Origin of the sequence: Pseudomonas salmasensis, assembly GCF_014268375.2 — a bacterium.
In the GTDB taxonomy this organism is placed as follows: Bacteria; Pseudomonadota; Gammaproteobacteria; order Pseudomonadales; family Pseudomonadaceae; genus Aquipseudomonas; species Aquipseudomonas salmasensis.
Genome location: NZ_CP077083.1, coordinates 5,333,391 through 5,351,482, shown reverse-complemented (window position 1 = coordinate 5,351,482; position 18,092 = coordinate 5,333,391). Strand labels below are relative to the sequence as shown.

Below are 18,092 nucleotides of genomic sequence, written 5' to 3'. Positions count from 1 at the left end.
CGTCAGCCTCGGTGGCGAGCGAGGAAGTCCAGCAGCACCGGGAAGTACGCCTGGGGTTCCTCGTAAAACGGCATATGACTGCTGTTGGGGAACACATGCAACTCGGCATGGGGCGCCGCGAGTTTCATGCGCATTGCGCAAGCGGGGGTGAGTTCGTCGTGCTGGCCGGTGGTGATCAGGATCGGCATGTTGAACTCGGCCATTTCCTTGAGGCGGTTCCAGTCCTTGAGGTTGCCGATATAGAGAAACTCGTTGGGGCCTTGCATGGTTTCGTAAGGCCCCATGTTCCAGTCGCCCAGGGACCGCTTGACCGGCTCCGGCCATTCGTCGAGCCGGCACACGTGGCGGTAGTTGAGCAAGGTGATGGCGGCCTGATACTGCGGGTGGTCGAGGGTGCCCATGGCTTCGTGGCGTTGCATCATCGCCACGGTTTCGCTGCCCAGGGCGCCGCGCAGGCGCTCCAGTTCCTGGGACAGGTGGGGAATGTCGCCGACGGTGTTTTCCAGGATCAGGCTTTTGAGCGCACCGGGATAATGCACGGCATATTCGATCCCCAGCCAACCGCCCCAGGAGTGCCCGAGCAAATGCACGCGGCCCAGGCCCAGCGCCTGGCGCACGGTCTCGACTTCTTCGACATAACGGCGGATTTCCCACAGTGCGGCATCGGTCGGTCTGGCTGATGCGCCCGTGCCAAGCTGGTCGAATGCAACCACTCGCAGGTTATGTGCTTTGAGCCAGCCATGGGCGTCGCGCAGATAGTCACACGGCAGGCCCGGCCCGCCGTTGAGACACAGCAACACCTCGTCGCCTTCGCCAAAGCTGTAGACCACGAGGTTATGGCCGTCGACTTGCACGTTGTACTGCTGGTCGGGGGCAATTTCACGCCACATGCATACATTCCTTGTGTTGTATCGGCCTGGCGGGTAGCGGCCGTTTATCAGGTCAACACTACCGAGGATGCCGTGCGTCCATAACCTAGTATTTCTTATAGGTTTGGCCTGGCAGTCCTTCGCCGAGGCGTGGCATTCTACTTGCAGCAAGTCGAGATTCAAATGAATTCGGGAGCAGAACGGATGCTGGCCAAGCTGACCGCCTTCAATAATCGCCTCATACCGGGCAGGAGCCTGGATGAACAGATGGACAATACGTTTATCCTTGCCCAACAACTGGGCTTTGATGCCCTGGTGTATGACTACAGCCCGGTGCCCATCGACCTCGATGGCGCACTGATCACCCCCTCGCTGTTGCAACTGCGCAACACGCCGGCCGACTGGCACGCCTTATGGTGCAGCGAAGGGTTTTACCAGATCGACCCGGTGCAACACCTGGCATTGAGCTCGGTATCACCGTTTGTCTGGTCCTATGAGGCCAAGACCGAGACGGCCCTGCAAAAGATCATCGACCCGTGCCACGCCCCCGTTTCTTCTTACCTGCATGAACGCCAGCTGACCTGCGGCGTCAGCGTGCCGATTCATCTGCCCCGGGGCGGCTTCGCCTCGCTGACAGGGCTTCGCACCGGCAAGGCGCGCACGGTATTGAAGGACGCCCAACATACGCTGGCCGATTTCAGCCTGATTACCCATGCCCTCCAAGAAGCGGCGTACCCGCTGTTCAGCAAGGAGGTGCGGGCTTATCCGCATATCCGCCTGACCAAGCGCGAGCGCGAATGCCTGAAATGGGCGGCTGAAGGCCTGACCGCCGCCGAAATCGCCACGCAATTGAGCCGCTCCCTGGCGGTGGTCACCCTGCACCTGGCCTCGGCGATGCACAAGCTGGGGGCTAAAAACCGTGTTCAGGCGGTGGTTCGCGCCACCCATTACCGCTTGTTGGAAGGTTGAGCTTTGGGCAAAAACCTATCTGTTTTGCTAGTTACCTAAACTTTTTGTTCAGACTATCGTAACCCTGATCCTTTTTTTCAGAGCAGGGTACGAAATGGAATTCATCGAAAAAGTTCGCGAAGGCTACGCGCCCTTTGGCGCCTATCAGACCTGGTATCGCGTCACGGGCGACCTGACCACAGGCCGGACGCCCTTGGTGATCATCCATGGCGGCCCGGGCTGCACCCACGATTACGTCGACGCCTTCAAGGACGTCGCCGCCAGCGGCCACGCGGTCATCCACTACGACCAGTTGGGCAACGGCCGCTCCACGCACTTGCCGGAAAAAGACCCGTCGTTCTGGACCATCGGCCTGTTCCTCGACGAGTTGAACAACCTGCTGGACCACCTGCAAATCAGCGAGAACTACGCGATCCTCGGGCAATCCTGGGGCGGCATGCTCGGCAGCGAACACGCGATCTTGCAACCTAAGGGCTTGCGCGCGTTTATCCCTGCCAACTCGCCCACCTGCATGCGCACCTGGGTCAGCGAAGCCAACCGCCTGCGCAAGCTGTTGCCTGAAGGCGTGCACGAAACCCTGCTCAAGCACGAGCAGGCCGGCACCTACCAAGACCCACAATACCTGGCGGCCTCGCGGGTTTTCTATGACCAGCACGTGTGCCGGGTCAACCCATGGCCCGAAGAAGTGGCACGCACCTTCGCCCAGGTGGATGCCGACCCGACGGTGTACCACGCCATGAGCGGCCCGACCGAATTCCACGTGATCGGCAGCTTGAAGGACTGGAACGTGATTGGCCGCCTGTCAGCGATCAAGGTGCCAACCCTGGTGATTTCCGGCCGGCACGACGAAGCCACACCGTTGGTGGTCAAGCCGTTCCTGGATGAGATAGAGAACGTGCGCTGGGCACTGTTTGAAGACTCCAGCCACATGCCCCATGTGGAAGAACGCCAGGCGTGCATGGGGACGGTGGTGAAGTTTCTGGATGAGGCGTGTTCGTTGCCGCACAAAGCCCTCAAGGCCGGCTGAAATCCGCCCTCTGTAGGAGCGAGCTTGCTCGCGAAAAACTCATCGACGCCGTGTTTATTCAGGAAGCACGCGTCATCGTTGACGTTTTTCGCGAGCAAGCTCGCTCCTACCTGTTTAAACCTCAGTGGTTTCGGGTTTTGCGGCTTTCTTTGAGGTATCCGCTACCAGAGGAATTTCCTTGCCCTCTGCATCAAACAACTTCCCTCCCCGGTAGTAATCGCCGTCGCGCAACGCGGCCACGTCGCGAAAGCACAAGCTGCGCTCAGTCCCTGCCACGAACACTGACTGCTGGTCCGAGTTGCCGGCGGTGAAGTGGTTGAACGCCAGGTTCAGCAGAATCGCCATGATCGCCGACGAGCTGATGCCCGAGTGGAAGATGGTCGCGAACCAGCTTGGAAACTGATCGTAGAAGCTTGGCGCGGCGATAGGGATCATGCCGAAGCCGATGGACGTGGCAACGATGATCAGGTTCATGTTGTTGCGATAATCCACTTTGGACAGCGTGCGAATACCACTGGCCGCCACCGTGCCGAACAACACAATCCCGGCGCCGCCCAACACAGAGGTGGGCACCGCCGCGATCACCCGGCCCATAAATGGCAACAGGCCAAGCACCACCAGGAACACCCCGCCGGTGGCCACCACAAACCGGCTCTTGACCCCGGTCACCGCCACCAGGCCGACGTTCTGGGCGAACGCGCTCTGGGTAAACGAACCGAAGATCGGCGCGAACATGCTCGACAGCATGTCGGCACGCAGGCCGTTGCCCAGGCGCTTGGAGTCGACCTTGGTGTCGATGATCTCGCCCACCGCCAGGATGTCCGCCGAGGTTTCCACCAGCGTCACCATCACCACGATGCACATGGAAATAATCGCCGCCACATGGAAGGTGGGCATACCGAAGTGAAAGGGCGTGGGGAAACCGAACATCGGGCCTTGCATCACACCGGAGAAGTCCGCCATGCCGAGCAGCACCGCGATCACCGTGCCGATCACCATGGCCAGCAGGATCGACAGGCGAGAGATGGTTGCGCTGCCGATCTTGCTCAGCAGCAGCACCAGCACCAGGGTCAGCGCGGCCAGGCCGACATTGGACATGCTGCCAAAATCCGCCGCCCGGCTGTTGCCGCCCATGGCCCAGCGTGCCGCCACGGGCATCAGGGTCAGGCCAATGGTGGTAATCACAATGCCCGTCACCAGCGGCGGGAAAAACTTGGTGATCCGTGAGAACACCGGGGTGATCAGCAAGCCGATAAAGGACGCGGCCATCACCGCGCCGAGAATCGCTGGCACGCCACCGGCACCGTCGCTGCCGACAATCGCCACCATGGTCGCCACACCCGCGAACGACACGCCCTGCACCAGCGGCAACTGACAGCCGAAGAACGGCAGGCCCAGGGTTTGCAACAGCGTGGCCAGGCCACCGGCAAACAGCGATGCAGCGATCAGCAGGCCGATATCCGCCGGCGACAACCCGGCTGCCTGGCCGACGATCAACGGCACGGCGACGATGCCGCCATACATGGTGAGCACATGCTGCAGGCCGTAAGCCATGTTGGCGGCGACGCCCAGATTTTCATCTTCGGGCCGCTGCGGTGACGCCTTCGGGATAGTCATGGTGAGAGGTTCTCTGTTTTTGTTGTGCGCTCACTGTATGCAATATTAAGACTGTATGTCCATAGAGTTGTATACAATCAATCGAACAAGATACCCTCCAACGGCGTTACAAAAACAATCCGGCCGTCACGAGCCAGAACGCCAAAGGACAAAAAGAATGAAAAAGGCACTACAGGGCGCCACCGTCGCATTAACCCTTCTGGGCGGCGGGGAGGCTGTCGCGGTGGAATGGATGAACAACAGCGTCGGGTTTCGCTATGGGCAGCACTTCACCAACCCGAACAACCCCGACGACTTCAGCAAGCGCATCTACAGCTTTACCCACGCCAGCGGCTACCGTTACGGCAGCAATTTCCTCAACCTCGATGTGTTCCTGTCCGACAGCAGCGACCCGCGCAAGGGCACCGACCACGGTGGCAGCGAGGTGTACGCCGTGTACCGGCATCAGTTGTATGCCTCACGCGTGTTCGACGTGCCGCAAGGCACCGGGCTGATCAAGGATTACGCGCTGACCCTGGGCTTCGACGCCAACCGCAACAACAACTTCGCCTCCGCCAAGAAGCGCGCCCTGGTGATTGGGCCCACGTTGAAGTGGGGCACCGTCGGCGTGCTGGACCTGAGCCTGATGTACTACAAAGAGAAGAACCACACCGGCATCCCCGGCGCGCAGGAGTCGAACCATACGTTCGACGCTACCTACATGCTCAACCTGACGTGGATGCGACCGTTCGAGGTGGGCAACCATGCGGCGAAATTTCAGGGGTTCATTAACTACGTCGGGGAGAAAGGCGAGGACTACCATGGCCGCGATACCGCACCGGAAGCGCTGATGCGTACGGCGCTGATGGTGGCGGTACGGCCGGGTAAAAGCGTCAAGCCGAACCTGTATTTAGGAGTGGGCTATGAGTACTGGCATAACAAGTTCGGCGTGGACGGTGGGCGTGGCAGTCGCACCTCAACGCCTACGCTGAACATGGAAGTCACGTTCTAACTTTTGTAGGAGCGAGCTTGCTCGCGAAAAACTCACAGACGCCACGTTCATTCAGGAAGCCCGCGTTATCGTTGACGTTTTTCGCGAGCAAGCTCGCTCCTACAGTTTGATCGTCTTGTCAGCTCAAGCGTTGGCCAGTTCGGAAGCATTGCCCTTCGGCCGTGCCAGCCAATACCCCAACACCGCCAGCGGCGCCGTCGCCAGCATCACAATCACCGTGATCAACAGCGGCTGCTCGATCATCGACGACACCAACAGACTGGCCAGGAAGCACAGGCCCAACTGCAGGGTGTTTTGCAGGGCCGCCGCCTTGCCGGAGTTTTCCGCAAAGGGCATCAGCGCATTCGCCACCACAATCGGGTAGCTGGCGCCGTTGCACAGCGCCATCAGGCAGAACGGGATCAACAAGGTGGTCAGGGTCGGCACGCTCAAGGTGGCCACCAGGTACAACGCCACCATGCTCAAGCAGTAGGCGACCAGCAACCACGGCAGCAGGGTTTTACCCGGCAGGCGCTGCAAGGCGCTGCGGCAACTGTAGCCGCCGACGAGAAACGCCAGGGTCGGCAGTACGTAGCTGAGGCCGATGTCGTTCGGGCTGTAGCCCATGCCACCGAGGATGAACGGCGAGGCCGTCAGCCATGCGAAGAAGCTGGCCGAACAGGCGGCGAAGATCATTACATTGCCGGTAAACACCCGCGAGGTAAGCAATTGCCCATAGCCCAGGCGCACCGGGCTGCCCTTGTGCTCCAGACGCTTGGGCATGTTGCGCAGGAACAAGGTCGGCACCAGCAGCAACAACGACACCACCAGCAACACGCCGAAGATCGCCTGCCAGCCAAAGTGATTCAGCACCATGGCGCCCAACAGCGGTGCCAGGGCCGGCGACAGCGACATCAACGGCATGATGCTGGCGAAGACGCGGTGGGCCTTGTCGGCCGGGTAGCGGTCAATCACCAAGGCCTGCCAGCTTACGGCGGCGGCACATACGCCAATCGCCTGCATAAAGCGCAGGGCCAGCAGCTGCGGCGCGGTCTCGACCCAGAACATGCCCAGGCAACCGAGCACAAACAGGCTCAGGCCTGCGAGCAGGATGGGCTTACGCCCCAGGCGGTCCGAGAGCGGCCCCCACAGCAACTGCCCCACTGCAAAGCCTGCGAGGAAAATACTCAAGCTGGCGCCCACCGCGCCAGCACCAATGTTCAACTGCTCGCCCATGGCGCCAAACGCGGGCAAGTACATGTCCATGGCCAGATAACCGAGCATGCTCAGCCCCGCCAGATACCAGGTAAAACCAAAAGAATTTTTCATCGAAGCCTTGTAAATACTGCCATCAAACTATTTGCTGACTGGCGCCCATTATGAAGCTGACAATATCTGTGTGAAGCGATAATAATTGGACACTCTTATCAATAATTTTGAAGGCAGATCACATGTGGTCAGAATATTCCCTGGATGTGGTCGACGCCGTCGCCCGTCACGGCAGCTTCAGCGCCGCTGCCCAGGAACTGCACCGCGTCCCCTCGGCCATCAGCTACACCGTGCGTCAGCTTGAAGAATGGTTGGCCGTGCCGTTGTTTGTGCGCCGGCATCGCGACGTGGAACTGACCCCCGCCGGGCGTTTATTCATCGACGAAGCCCGCGGTGTGATGAAAAAAATGCTCGGCACCCGGCGCCTGTGCCAACAGGTGGCCAATGGCTGGAGTGGCCAGTTGAAGGTGGCCGTGGACTCCATCGTCAAACCCCAGCGCTGCCGACAGTTGGTACTCGACTTTTATCGGCAGTTTCCCGAAGTGGAATTGCTGCTCGAATACGAGGTGTACAACGGCGTTTGGGATGCGCTGGCGGATGAACGCACCGACATCGTGATCGGCGCCACCAGCGCGGTACCGGTGGCCAGCCACTTCAGCTTCCGCGACATGGGCCTGTTGAACTGGCTGTGCGTGGTCAGCGCCCGGCACCCACTGGCGGCGGTGCAAGGTTTGCTCAGTGATGACCAACTGCGCCCCTTTGCCTCGCTGTGCATGACCGACACCTCACGCAACCTGCCCAAGCGCGACACCTGGACCCTGGATAACCAGCGCCGCCTGGTGGTGCCCAACTGGGCGTCGGCCCTGGATTGCCTGCGCGATGGGCTGTGTGTGGGCATGGCGCCGGCCCATCAGGTGTTGCCGTGGGTGGAGCGCGGGGAGTTGGTGGCGCTGCAGTTGAGCCGGCCATTTCCAGCCAGCCCGTCGTGTGTGGCGTGGGCGCAGAACAAGCTGTCGCCTGCCATGGCGTGGTTGTTGGAGTACTTGGGCGATACGGAGACCATGAACCAGGAATGGCTGAATGGCCCGTCATTGTAGGAGCGAGCTTGCTCGCGAAAAACGCCAACGATAACGCGCGTTTCCTGAATAAGCGCGGCGGCTGTGGGTCTTTCGCGAGCAAGCTCGCTCCTACAGGTAGGGCTGGCCCCCTCCCACACTTTTTCAATCCAGGAGGCGGGTGATGGCTCGCACGATCATTTCTACTTCCTTGCCTTGCAACGTCAGCGGCGGCAACAGGCGAATGATCTTGCCCCGCGTGACGTTGATCAACAGCCCATGCTCTTGCGCCGCCCGTTGGGCCAGGTCGCGGTAAGGGCTGGTCAGCTCAATGCCGATCATCAAGCCCTTGCCACGAATCGCCCGCACTTGCGGATGCTCCGCCAACTCCATGCGCAACCGCGCCAGCAAGTGTTCGCCCTGGCGCGCGGCGTTTTCCAGCAAGCCTTGCTCCTGAATAATCTCCAGCACCGTACACCCGACGCGACACGCCAGCGGATTGCCGCCAAAGGTGCTGCCATGGCTGCCTGGGGTGAACAGCTGCGCGACGGCGGCGCGGGCCAGGCAGGCGCCGATGGGCACGCCATTGCCTAGGCCTTTGGCCAGGGTCATCACGTCCGGCACGATGCATTCGTGCTGGAAGGCAAACCAGGTGCCGGTGCGCCCGATGCCGGTCTGGATTTCGTCAAGCATCATCAGCCAGCCGTGGCGCGTGCAGTGCTCGCGCAGGGCTTTGAGGTAACCCGACGGCGCCACCAACACACCACTCTCACCCTGGATCGGTTCAAGCAACACCGCCGCAATGCGCGTGCCGAACTGTGCGGTGAGCGCCTCCAGAGCCGCCATGTCGCCAAAGCCAACCTTGATGAAATCGCCAGGCAGGCGCTGGAACCCCAGGCGCACCGAGGGCCCGTCGCTGGCGGCCATGGTGCCCAGTGTGCGGCCGTGGAAGGCGTTCTCCATCACGATCACCAACGGCTGTTCGATGCCTTTTTTCCAGCCGTGCAACCGCGCCAGCTTCAGCGCCGTCTCGTTGGCTTCGGCGCCGGAATTGTTGAAGAACGCGCGGTCCAGCCCGGACAGTTGGGCCAGGCGCCGGGCCAATTGTTGCTGCCAGTCGATGCTGTAGAGGTTGGAGGTGTGCAGCAGCAAGCCGGCCTGTTCGCTGATGGCGGCCACTAACCTGGGGTGGGAATGGCCGACATTGGTCACCGCCACGCCGGCCACAGCGTCCAGGTATTCGCGGCCCTGCTGGTCCCACAGGCGCGTACCCAGGCCGCGGGTGAAGCTCAGGGCTAGGGGTTGATAAGTGCTCATCAGGCAGGCGGCGGTCATGGTGGCGGCTCCAGTGCATCGTTGAGGTGGATCAAGTATGGTTAACCACCCTCACTGGATAAACGCAGAATTGCTGCAATAACTTTAAACCAGGGCTTGATAATGGATTTGTTCCAGGCAATGTCGGTGTACGTGAAAGTCGTCGAAACCGGCAGCATGACCGCCGCCGCGCAAGAATGCGGGATCTCGACCACCATGGTCGGCAACCACCTGCGGGCGCTGGAACAACGGCTTGGCGTCAGCTTGCTCAAACGCACTACGCGCAAACAGAACCTCACCGAATTTGGCGGGCAGTATTATCAGCGCTGCCTGGAAGTGTTGGGACTGGTGGCCGACTCCGAGCTACTGGCCGAGCAGGCCCACAGCGAAACCCCCAAAGGCAGCCTGCGCATTACCGCGCCGCCGGTGTTCGGCACCGAACGCCTGGTGCCGGCCTTGAGTGAGTTCGCCCAGCGCTACCCCCTTATCGACCTGTACGTGGTGATGAGCAATGAGCGCATGGACCTGGTCGACAGCGGTTTTGACGTGGCGATCCGTCTCGGCGAACTGGAAAGCTCCAGCCTGATCGCCCGGCCCCTGCAAGCCTACACCCTCACCCTTTGCGCCTCCCCTGCCTACCTGGCGCGACGCGGCACACCGCAAACCCCGGCCGACCTGCAGCAGCATGACTGCCTGGCATTTGCCTACCCCGCAAACGACAACTGGCGCGACACCGATAAACTCTGGCGCATGACTGGCGATGAAGGTGAGGTGCAGGTGCCGGTGTCTGGCTCATTGACCATCAACAGCTCCCAGGGCTTGCGCCAGGCCGCCATCAACGGCATGGGCATCAGCATGTTGGCCGATGCCCTGGTGCAACCGGACCTTGCGAGCGGCAAGCTGGTGGCCTTGCTGACCGCCTATAAACTGCCCAGCCGCCCCATGCACCTGATGTATCGCCAGGACCGCTACCGCCTGCCCAAGCTGCGGGCGTTCGTCGACTTTGTGATGGAGAAATGGGCGCGCTAGAACGCCACGCCCAACTCACGCAAACGCGTGGCGGTGCGCTCGGCCGATACGTGGTGAATACCCTGCCAACCCAACGCGATGGCGGCCTCGATGTTGCCGGCGACGTCGTCGATAAACACCACTTCACTGGCCTGGATATCCGGCAGGTGCGCCCGCACCTGACCGAGGCTGGCGTGGTAAATCGCCGGGTCAGGCTTGATCAGCTTCACCTCGCCAGACACCAAGATGTCGCGAAAGCGCGTCAGGAACGGGTAGTTGGCCAGGGCGTAAGGGAAGGTTTCAGCCGACCAGTTGGTGAGCCCGAACAGCGGCATCTCAACCTGGTGCAACGCTTCGAGAATCGCCACGCCCTCGGGTAACTCAGCCCGCAGCATTTCGGGCCAGCACTCGTAATAAGCCTGGATCAGGGCCTTGTGCTCGGGGTATTGGGCAACCAGGGTGCGGGTGGCTTCGGCCAGGGAGCGACCGGCATCTTGCTCGGTGTTCCAGTCTTGCGTGCAGATGGTGTCGAGGAACCACTGGCGCTCGACGTCGTCGGCAATCAGCTTGCGGTACAGGTGCTGCGGGCTCCAGTCGAACAGGACACCGCCGAAATCAAAAACTACTGCACGAATCGTCATCAGATCCTCCGTTAGCGTGGCTTGATAGCAGCTGGAGTCTGACAGATCTACAAGAGGGAGGCGCGCGCCGGGGCGTAAGAAGTGTCTGAAAAAAACGCGGCGCAAGTCAGTGTAGGAGCGAGCTTGCTCGCGAAAAACTCAAAGGCGCCGCGTTCATTCAGCAAGCACGCGGTATCGTTGACGTTTTTCGCGAGCAAGCTCGCTCCTACAAGAAGGCGATGGTTTTAAGCCTGGATCAGGCCGTTGATTTTGACGGTCGGGTTCACATCCGCGTCGTAATCCACGCCGTCGACTTCAAAGCCAAACAAGCGCAGGAATTCAGCCTTGTAACCGGCAAAATCGCTGATCTCGTTGACGTTGTCGTCGGTCACCTGGTTCCACAGCGCGGCCACCGCGTCCTGGACCTTCGGCTCCAGCTCGGCCAGGTCGGCACGCAGGCGACCATCGGCGTCGAGCTTCGGCTCGCTGCCGTACAGGCTGTCCTTGAACAGGCCGTAGACCTGCTCGATGCAGCCTTCGTGGGTGCCCTGCTCTTTCATCACCTTGAACAACAGCGACAGGTACAGCGGCATGATCGGGATCGCCGAACTGGCCTGGGTGACCACGGCCTTGAGCACCGACACGCGGGCGTCGCCCTTGAGCGCAGCGAGGTTTTCGCGCAGGGTCAAAACTTTCTTGTCCAGGTCTTTCTTGGCTTCGCCGATGGAGCCGTTCCAGTAGATGTCCTGGGTCAGCTTCTCACCCAGGTAGGTGAACGCGGTGGTCTTGGCGCCTTCGGCCAATACATCGGCGTCACGCAGGGCGTCGATCCACAGCTGCCAGTCTTCGCCGCCCATGACCTTCACGGTACCGTCGATTTCTTCCTGGGTCGCAGGCTCAAGCGTGGTGTCGACCACTATGCCCTTGTCGGTGTTGATCCCGCGCAGGGTCACGGCCTTGCCGATTGGCTTGAGGGTGGAGTTATGCACCACGCCTTGCGGGTCGGTACGGCGTGGCGCGGCCAGGCTGTAGACCACCAGGTCGATCTTGCCCAGGTCTTTCTTGATGGTCTCGATGGTCAGGCGCTTGATCTCGTCGGAGAACGCGTCGCCGTTGATGCTCTTGGCGTACAGGCCTTTTTCCACGGCAAACTTCTCGAACGCCGCGCTGTTGTACCAGCCGGCGGAGCTCAGTTTGCCTTCTTCGCCTTCTTTCTCAAAAAACACGCCCAGGGTGTCGGCGCCGCAGCCAAACGCAGCACTGATGCGCGCGGCCAGGCCGTAGCCGGTGGAGGCACCGAGGACCAGTACCTTTTTAGGGCCGCCTTCGATGACGCCGTTTTTGGTTACGTAGTCGATCTGCTCTTTGACGTTCGCTTCACAGCCAACAGGGTGAGCGGTCACACAGATAAAGCCACGAACCCGCGGTTTGATGATCATAAAAATTTCTGCCTCTTCCAAGGTGCCGAAGGCCAATAGTGGCCATTCAACTTCAATCGTACCGGTCTATGACGCCTGAAAAACCGAAGCGTCACGATAGTCGCAAATCTTCTGTTCTCAAAATTCAATCCACAAAACGTCGGAGCCTGCACGGCAACGGTTACAAATTGTGCAGCGGCTTCACAATTTCACCCTATTTAAAAACGCCTGCGGGCTCCAGAAACCCCTATGATGACGATATTGTTTCAATATGTTTCTGTTTCGGAGCCGCATTTCATGAGCAAAAGTGCTGTTGGAAAAAAGCTGGTTTCCCTGGCCTGGGTACTTGCCGTGCTGGTATTGATGGAGTGTTTTCCACACACCTGCCTGGTGTTTCTGTTGTTGGTGGTGGGCTGCGGTATTTACGACTTCCTGCGTAACGGCCTGTACGACCGCGACACCCTCAAGAAGTATTTTATCGGCAACGGCCGTAATACCTGGGTGCTGGCACCGTTCAATACCCTGCTCGACCTGCTCAGCAGCCGCAACCGGCATGTCTACACCATAAGCGACCTGCCACCGGCCTGGCGCGAAGACCTGCAACAGGTGATCGACGACGCCATGGCCCGCAAGGATGAAATCATCAGCTACCTGGACGAGCGCATGGCCGAGAAGAAACGCGGCATGTTGTTTTTCCAGTGGTACGGTCGCCCGATCGAAACCACCCTGGATATCCCGCAACTGCGCAAGAAACTGCCGTTCGTGAAAACCATCGGCGTCTCGGTGTTCAACGAAAACCGCTCGACATCTTTCCACTTCGGCCCCCTGCGCATGATGTTCCGTGTGCTCTACAACATGGCACCGGCGCCGCACCATGAGGGCGTGTATATCCAGGTGGGCAAGCACAAGCACTACTGGCACGACGACCCGCTGTTTATCTTCGATGACACGCTGATGCACGCGTCCTTCAACAAAAACGACGCCAAACGCTACTGCCTGTTCATTGATATTGTGCGCCCGACCTTGCTGCCCTCGGTGCTCAACGCCGTGATCGCAGGGTTTGCCGGCCTGGTCTTTACCCTGCGTCGGGTTTTCTACAAAAACTGGAAGCTGATTCAGTAAGTTCTGCGGCATGATGGTGTTGGACGGCATTTGCGCTGGGCCTTGCGCCTGAGGTAAATAACCGTCTCGTGCGACCTTAATTGGCGCTCACCTTTCTCAAGCCATCGCCCTCAAGCGGGCGCGGTGGCTGTGCTTTCAAGGAATCAGAATGCCCCAACGTCAAGTCATCAACGCCTCCGTCAGCCCCAAGGGCAGCCTCGAAACCCTGTCCCAACGTGAAGTGCAGCAACTGAGCGAAGCCGGTACCGGCAGCATCTACACCCTGTTCCGCCAATGCGCCCTGGCGATTCTCAACACCGGCGCGCATATCGACAACGCCAAGACCATCCTCGACGCCTACAAAGACTTTGAAGTGCGTATTCACCAGCAGGACCGTGGCGTACGCCTGGAACTGCTCAACGCCCCGGCCGATGCGTTCGTCGATGGCGAAATGATCGCCAGCACCCGCGAAATGCTGTTCAGCGCCCTGCGCGACATCGTCTACACCGAGAACGAGCTGGACAGCCAGCGTATCGACCTGAGCAACTCCCAAGGCATCACCGACTACGTGTTCCACCTGCTGCGCAACGCCCGTACGCTGCGCCCAGGTGTGGAGCCGAAGATCGTGGTGTGCTGGGGCGGCCATTCGATCAACACCGAAGAATACAAATACACCAAAAAAGTCGGGCACGAACTGGGCCTGCGCAGCCTCGACGTGTGCACCGGTTGCGGCCCCGGCGTGATGAAAGGCCCGATGAAGGGCGCGACCATTTCCCACGCCAAGCAACGCATCACCAATGGCCGTTACCTGGGCTTGACCGAGCCAGGCATCATCGCCGCCGAAGCGCCGAACCCCATCGTCAACGAGCTGGTGATTTTGCCGGACATCGAAAAACGCCTGGAAGCCTTCGTGCGTGTCGGCCACGGCATCATCATCTTCCCCGGCGGCGCTGGCACGGCCGAGGAGTTCCTGTACCTGCTGGGCATCCTCATGCACCCGGACAACCGCGACCTGCCGTTCCCGGTGGTGCTCACCGGGCCCAAACATGCCGCGCCTTACCTGGAACAATTGCACGCGTTCGTCGGCGCCACCCTGGGCGAAGCGGCGCAGAAGCATTACCAGATCATCATCGACGACCCGGCTGAAGTGGCCCGCCAGATGACCACCGGCCTCAAGGCGGTGAAGCAGTTCCGCCGCGAGCGTAACGACGCATTCCATTTCAACTGGCTGCTGAAGATCGACGAAGGCTTCCAGCGCCCGTTCGACCCCACCCACGAAAACATGGCCAGCCTGCAACTCAACCACGCGCTGCCCGCCCATGAACTGGCGGCCAACCTGCGCCGGGCGTTCTCCGGGATCGTGGCGGGTAACGTCAAGGACAAAGGTATTCGCCTGATCGAAGAAAACGGCCCGTATGAGATTCACGGTGACCCGGCCATCATGAAACCGCTGGATGAGCTGCTGAAGGCCTTCGTGGCCCAGCACCGCATGAAGTTGCCAGGCGGCGCGGCGTATGTACCGTGCTACCGCGTGGTGCAATGAGCTAGCGGCGGTCGGTCATAGTTTGTATCTGTTTGGGGCATGTCCCGGCGTGTGAGGTGCGAGTGTTCGGACTAGGGTTTCACTACTCCGACTCACCCACCTCAGCGAGCGACCTATGGACCAACGGATATTGTCCTCTGTCATTCCTTACCCTAAGGTAAGGAGTATCACGATGGAGATCTTCACTATGGCCACTGCCACACTCACTTCAAAAGGGCAAATCACCATCCCTGTCCAGGTCAGGACGGCCCTGGGCCTGGAAACAGGCGACCGGGTGGAATTCGTCGAAATGGAAGACGGCAAGTTTTCCATGATTGCCGCGAGCAAAACCGTCAGGGACCTCAAGGGTTTGATCCGCAAGCCCGCCCATGCCGTGTCTATCGAAGACATGAACCGCGCCATCGCGGCCCAGGGAGCAACAGCTGGATGATCGGCCTGGATACCAACGTGCTGGTGCGTTACGTGACCCAGGACGACCCGGTTCAATCCGCCAAGGCGTCGCAACTGATCGAATCGCTCACCGCCGCCTCGCCAGGCTTTGTCAGCCTGGTGACCCTTACGGAGTTAGTGTGGGTGTTGCAGTCCTGCTACCAGTCGGCCAAAAGCGACGTGGTAATGGTGCTGGAAACCTTGTTGCACACGCGGGAGCTGACCGTCGAGCACGCCGATATCATCTGGCAGGCACTGCGCAAGTTCACCGCAGGCAAAGCCGACTTTGCCGACTGCCTGGTTGAACGCTGCGGCCATGCGGCGGGGTGCGAGTACACCGCCACCTTTGATCTGAACGCGGCCAAGGCGGCGGGGATGAAACGGCTCGGCTAGCCCGCTTTGTTTGCGTAGGAGCGAGCTTGCTCGCGAAAAACTCACAGGCACCGCGTGCAACCTGAGCGCCCGCGTAACCGTTGACGTTTTTCGCGAGCAAGCTCGCTCCTACAGAGGAAAGGGTGAGGAGGTTTGGTCAGCGTATCCAGCCACCGACCTGCCAATGGTAGCCATCGTTACGCTGCACCCAGTGCGGGTGTACATAACGATAACCCTGGCGCACCGGCTCCCAATGGCCGTGCACCGCTACGTAACGCCCGCCTTCCCAACGCCAGTAACCGCGTGACCAGATATAACCCTCGCGTACCGCCGGTTCGACTTCGATCACTTGCACCGGTGGCGGCTGCGGCGCCACCACCTCAACATACTCACGTTGCACCGGCCTGCGCTCATGCACCACACGCTCTTGTACACACCCGGACGCCGCCACCACCATGGCGGCCAATGCTGCATAACGTAGCAACATACAAAACCCTCGGGCGCGAACGCCCAACACTTGCACTGGTAAAAATCCCCCGTTGTTTCAGCCGCGCTCCTGCTTGGCCCTGGGTACTTTTTAACAGGCGGTGTCTGTCGGGTTGCTGAACCTGCAAGCCTCAGGAAGTACAGGCGACAGTCGGTCGCTTCAAGCGCACCAGCACCAGCCCCGCCACCACCACGGCAATGCCGGCATAGGTGGACGCATGGATCACATCGCCAAACATCAACGCGGCCCACACCAGGGTGACCGGCGGCTCCAGATACACCAATGCAGCCACATGGGTCGCGGTCATCACCCGCAGCAGCATCCACAGGCTCAAATAGGCGAGGAAGGTGGAGAACACCGTCAGCCACACAATCGAGATCAGTACGTTGGTGTCATGGGGAATACTCAGGGTATCGGTGTAGATCACGGCCGCGGTAAAACCTATCAAGGTCAACAGCGACTGGATAAACAGCGGCAACACCAAGCCACTGTCCTGGGTAGGTACCGAGCGGCGCTCATACAAAGTCGCAAGGGTCAGCCCCAACGCCGACACCAGTGGCAGCAGGTACATGACCAAGCTAACACCGCCTGCGCCAGCACCGTATTGCCCGGCGATAACGATCGACACCCCCACAAAGCCAATCATCAACCCCAACCACTGCCAGCCCCCGCTGCGTTCAGAAGCCATGCCCGTCGACAGCGCCGCCGTCATCAACGGCTGCAACGCCGCAATGATCGCCGCGATGCCGGGCGGCAGGCCGTTCTGGATCGCCACGTAAACGCAGCTCAAATAGAGAAATTGCGACAGGAAACCAACGACCGCGTGATGCCGGACCTGCTGCCAGGAAACCGCCAGCAACCGCCGATTCAAAAACAGCGCCAGGCACAGCGACACCAACAGAAAACGCCAGAACAACAGGTTGAACGCATCACCACCCTGAGTCCCCAGCTTGGCGCCGATAAAGCCTGAACTCCAAGACAGCACGAACAGCGCCTGCAACAGCCCCAACCCCAAGGTAGATCGCTTCATATAACCTCCCGTCGCTGCCATCGACTTAAAGGCTAAGGGCCGTGCGTGATTCTGTATATTTGAATAACTGAAACAACCAATCCGAAAAAATAGAATCATGGCTAAACAACTGAACATCGAACTGTTGCGCACCTTCCATGCGGTAGCACGCTTTCGGCGCTTCAACGAGGCGGCCGAGCATGTGCACCGCAGCGCCTCCACCGTGACCACGCAGATCCAGAAGCTGGAGGATCAGGTCGGCCAGCGCCTGTTCAGCCGCAGCAACCAGGGCGTGGAATTGACCCTGTATGGCCAGAAACTGCTGGGTGAAACCACCGAGTTTCTTAAAAGCCATGACCGCTTGCTGATCTCACTGATGCCCCAGCGCATGCAAGGCAAAATCCGCCTGGGTGTGCCAGACACCTATGCGCCCGCCTTCATACAGGAGTGTGTGCCGCGACTGATCGCTGAGAACCCCCTGCTGGAGCTGGAAATCGAAGCGCGCACCAGCGGGCAATTGCTGGGTTTGTTCATCGCCAACCAGTTGGACCTCACGCTCACCGTCAGCCCACTGCCCCTCGCCCAAGGTGAACGCCTGGGGCCCGTGCAACCGCTGTGGGTGGCGGCCGAGGGTTTCAGCTCGCCTCCGAATATGCCATTGCCCGTTACCGTGCCCATCGCGGGTTGCCCTTATCGAGCGGCAGCGTTACAGGCGCTGAAAGATCACGGGGTTTACCATCGCGTACTGCTGGAAAGCCCCAACTCATCGGCGGTAGAGGCATGCGTGCGCAGCGGCGTGGCCGTGGGCCTGATGGAGGAAAGCCGCATGGACGAAGGGCTGATACACATGACAGCGCTGCCACCCCTGCCAGCCCAGCATCTGTACCTGATGTGCGATACCGCCAATGCACTGGCGTTGCATCTGCATGAGCAAATCCGGCAGTTCAAGGTCTGAACACCGCACACAAAAAAGCCCGCTGACCGTCACCGGTTCAGCGGGCTTTTTTGTGGGTGT

18 protein-coding genes are annotated in these 18,092 nt (G+C 60.2%); 10 read left to right on the top strand and 8 right to left on the bottom strand.

Annotation, left to right across the window (positions count from 1 at the left end; translation table 11 throughout):
- Window positions 1-2: 2 nt before the first annotated feature.
- Window positions 3-890: a proline iminopeptidase-family hydrolase gene (locus HU731_RS24115; RefSeq protein ID WP_014717608.1), complete on the bottom strand. Its 888-nt coding sequence runs from the start codon at window positions 888-890 to the stop codon at window positions 3-5.
- A gap of 183 nt (window positions 891-1,073) precedes the next feature.
- Here HU731_RS24115 and HU731_RS24110 point away from each other — a divergent pair, with 183 nt between their 5' ends.
- The gene (locus HU731_RS24110) at window positions 1,074-1,838 is read left to right on the top strand and encodes a LuxR family transcriptional regulator (protein ID WP_186606050.1); all 765 of its coding nucleotides are present in this window, start codon (window positions 1,074-1,076) and stop codon (window positions 1,836-1,838) included.
- A 94-nt stretch (window positions 1,839-1,932) separates the two neighbouring features.
- Window positions 1,933-2,865, top strand: coding sequence for a proline iminopeptidase-family hydrolase (locus HU731_RS24105; protein ID WP_186606048.1), 933 nt, complete (start codon window positions 1,933-1,935; stop codon window positions 2,863-2,865).
- A gap of 114 nt (window positions 2,866-2,979) precedes the next feature.
- On the opposite strand, the gene HU731_RS24100 is transcribed toward HU731_RS24105, so the two are convergent.
- On the bottom strand, window positions 2,980-4,482 hold the full coding sequence (locus HU731_RS24100) for a nucleobase:cation symporter-2 family protein (RefSeq protein WP_186606046.1): 1,503 nt from the start codon (window positions 4,480-4,482) through the stop codon (window positions 2,980-2,982).
- A 157-nt stretch (window positions 4,483-4,639) separates the two neighbouring features.
- On the opposite strand from HU731_RS24100, the gene HU731_RS24095 reads away from it, so the two are divergent.
- Entirely contained in the window at window positions 4,640-5,473 is an 834-nt protein-coding gene (locus HU731_RS24095; protein WP_186606045.1) for a nucleoside-binding protein, read from the top strand.
- 123 nt (window positions 5,474-5,596) lie between these two features.
- Here HU731_RS24095 and punC read toward each other — a convergent pair whose 3' ends face one another.
- Window positions 5,597-6,781: a purine nucleoside transporter PunC gene (punC, locus tag HU731_RS24090; RefSeq protein WP_186606043.1), complete on the bottom strand. Its 1,185-nt coding sequence runs from the start codon at window positions 6,779-6,781 to the stop codon at window positions 5,597-5,599.
- 122 nt (window positions 6,782-6,903) lie between these two features.
- On the opposite strand from punC, the gene punR reads away from it, so the two are divergent.
- Window positions 6,904-7,818: a DNA-binding transcriptional activator PunR gene (gene punR / locus HU731_RS24085; protein WP_153475133.1), complete on the top strand. Its 915-nt coding sequence runs from the start codon at window positions 6,904-6,906 to the stop codon at window positions 7,816-7,818.
- Between the two features lie 123 nt (window positions 7,819-7,941).
- Here the strand turns inward: punR and HU731_RS24080 are convergent, their stop codons facing one another.
- A complete protein-coding gene (locus HU731_RS24080) occupies window positions 7,942-9,111 on the bottom strand; it encodes an aspartate aminotransferase family protein (protein ID WP_186606041.1) in 1,170 nt (389 codons plus the stop codon).
- 102 nt (window positions 9,112-9,213) lie between these two features.
- Between HU731_RS24080 and HU731_RS24075 the strand changes: the two genes are divergently transcribed.
- A complete protein-coding gene (locus HU731_RS24075) occupies window positions 9,214-10,119 on the top strand; it encodes a LysR family transcriptional regulator (RefSeq protein WP_186606039.1) in 906 nt (301 codons plus the stop codon).
- Here the strand turns inward: HU731_RS24075 and HU731_RS24070 are convergent.
- Together HU731_RS24070 and fabV are read right to left on the bottom strand one after the other, a co-directional pair.
- A complete protein-coding gene (locus HU731_RS24070) occupies window positions 10,116-10,739 on the bottom strand; it encodes an HAD family hydrolase (protein ID WP_186606037.1) in 624 nt (207 codons plus the stop codon). The two genes, HU731_RS24075 and HU731_RS24070, sit on opposite strands and share 4 nt — an antisense overlap.
- 224 nt (window positions 10,740-10,963) lie before the next feature.
- Window positions 10,964-12,157, bottom strand: a complete 1,194-nt coding sequence (gene fabV, locus HU731_RS24065) for an enoyl-ACP reductase FabV (protein WP_186606035.1) — start codon at window positions 12,155-12,157, stop codon at window positions 10,964-10,966.
- Window positions 12,158-12,433: 276 nt separating this feature from the next.
- Here fabV and HU731_RS24060 point away from each other — a divergent pair, with 276 nt between their 5' ends.
- The 4 genes from HU731_RS24060 (at window position 12,434) to HU731_RS24045 (ending at window position 15,602) form a co-directional block, all read left to right on the top strand.
- Window positions 12,434-13,258 carry an aspartyl/asparaginyl beta-hydroxylase domain-containing protein gene (locus tag HU731_RS24060; RefSeq protein ID WP_186606033.1) on the top strand — a complete coding sequence of 275 codons (825 nt, stop codon included), beginning with the start codon at window positions 12,434-12,436 and terminating at the stop codon, window positions 13,256-13,258.
- Window positions 13,259-13,406: 148 nt separating this feature from the next.
- A complete protein-coding gene (gene ppnN, locus HU731_RS24055; RefSeq protein WP_032892811.1) occupies window positions 13,407-14,780 on the top strand; it encodes a nucleotide 5'-monophosphate nucleosidase PpnN in 1,374 nt (457 codons plus the stop codon).
- Between the two features lie 172 nt (window positions 14,781-14,952).
- Window positions 14,953-15,210: an AbrB/MazE/SpoVT family DNA-binding domain-containing protein gene (locus HU731_RS24050; RefSeq protein WP_186606031.1), complete on the top strand. Its 258-nt coding sequence runs from the start codon at window positions 14,953-14,955 to the stop codon at window positions 15,208-15,210.
- Window positions 15,207-15,602, top strand: a complete 396-nt coding sequence (locus HU731_RS24045; RefSeq protein ID WP_032892813.1) for a type II toxin-antitoxin system VapC family toxin — start codon at window positions 15,207-15,209, stop codon at window positions 15,600-15,602. The genes HU731_RS24050 and HU731_RS24045 overlap by 4 nt, the downstream gene beginning before the upstream one ends.
- A gap of 136 nt (window positions 15,603-15,738) precedes the next feature.
- On the opposite strand, the gene HU731_RS24040 is transcribed toward HU731_RS24045, so the two are convergent.
- Entirely contained in the window at window positions 15,739-16,068 is a 330-nt protein-coding gene (locus HU731_RS24040) for a YXWGXW repeat-containing protein (protein WP_047710347.1), read from the bottom strand.
- Between the two features lie 130 nt (window positions 16,069-16,198).
- Complete coding sequence (locus tag HU731_RS24035; RefSeq protein ID WP_186606029.1) at window positions 16,199-17,098, bottom strand: DMT family transporter; 900 nt, start codon at window positions 17,096-17,098, stop codon at window positions 16,199-16,201.
- 97 nt (window positions 17,099-17,195) lie between these two features.
- On the opposite strand from HU731_RS24035, the gene HU731_RS24030 reads away from it, so the two are divergent.
- Window positions 17,196-18,032 carry a LysR family transcriptional regulator gene (locus HU731_RS24030; RefSeq protein ID WP_186606027.1) on the top strand — a complete coding sequence of 279 codons (837 nt, stop codon included), beginning with the start codon at window positions 17,196-17,198 and terminating at the stop codon, window positions 18,030-18,032.
- Window positions 18,033-18,092 lie beyond the last annotated feature (60 nt).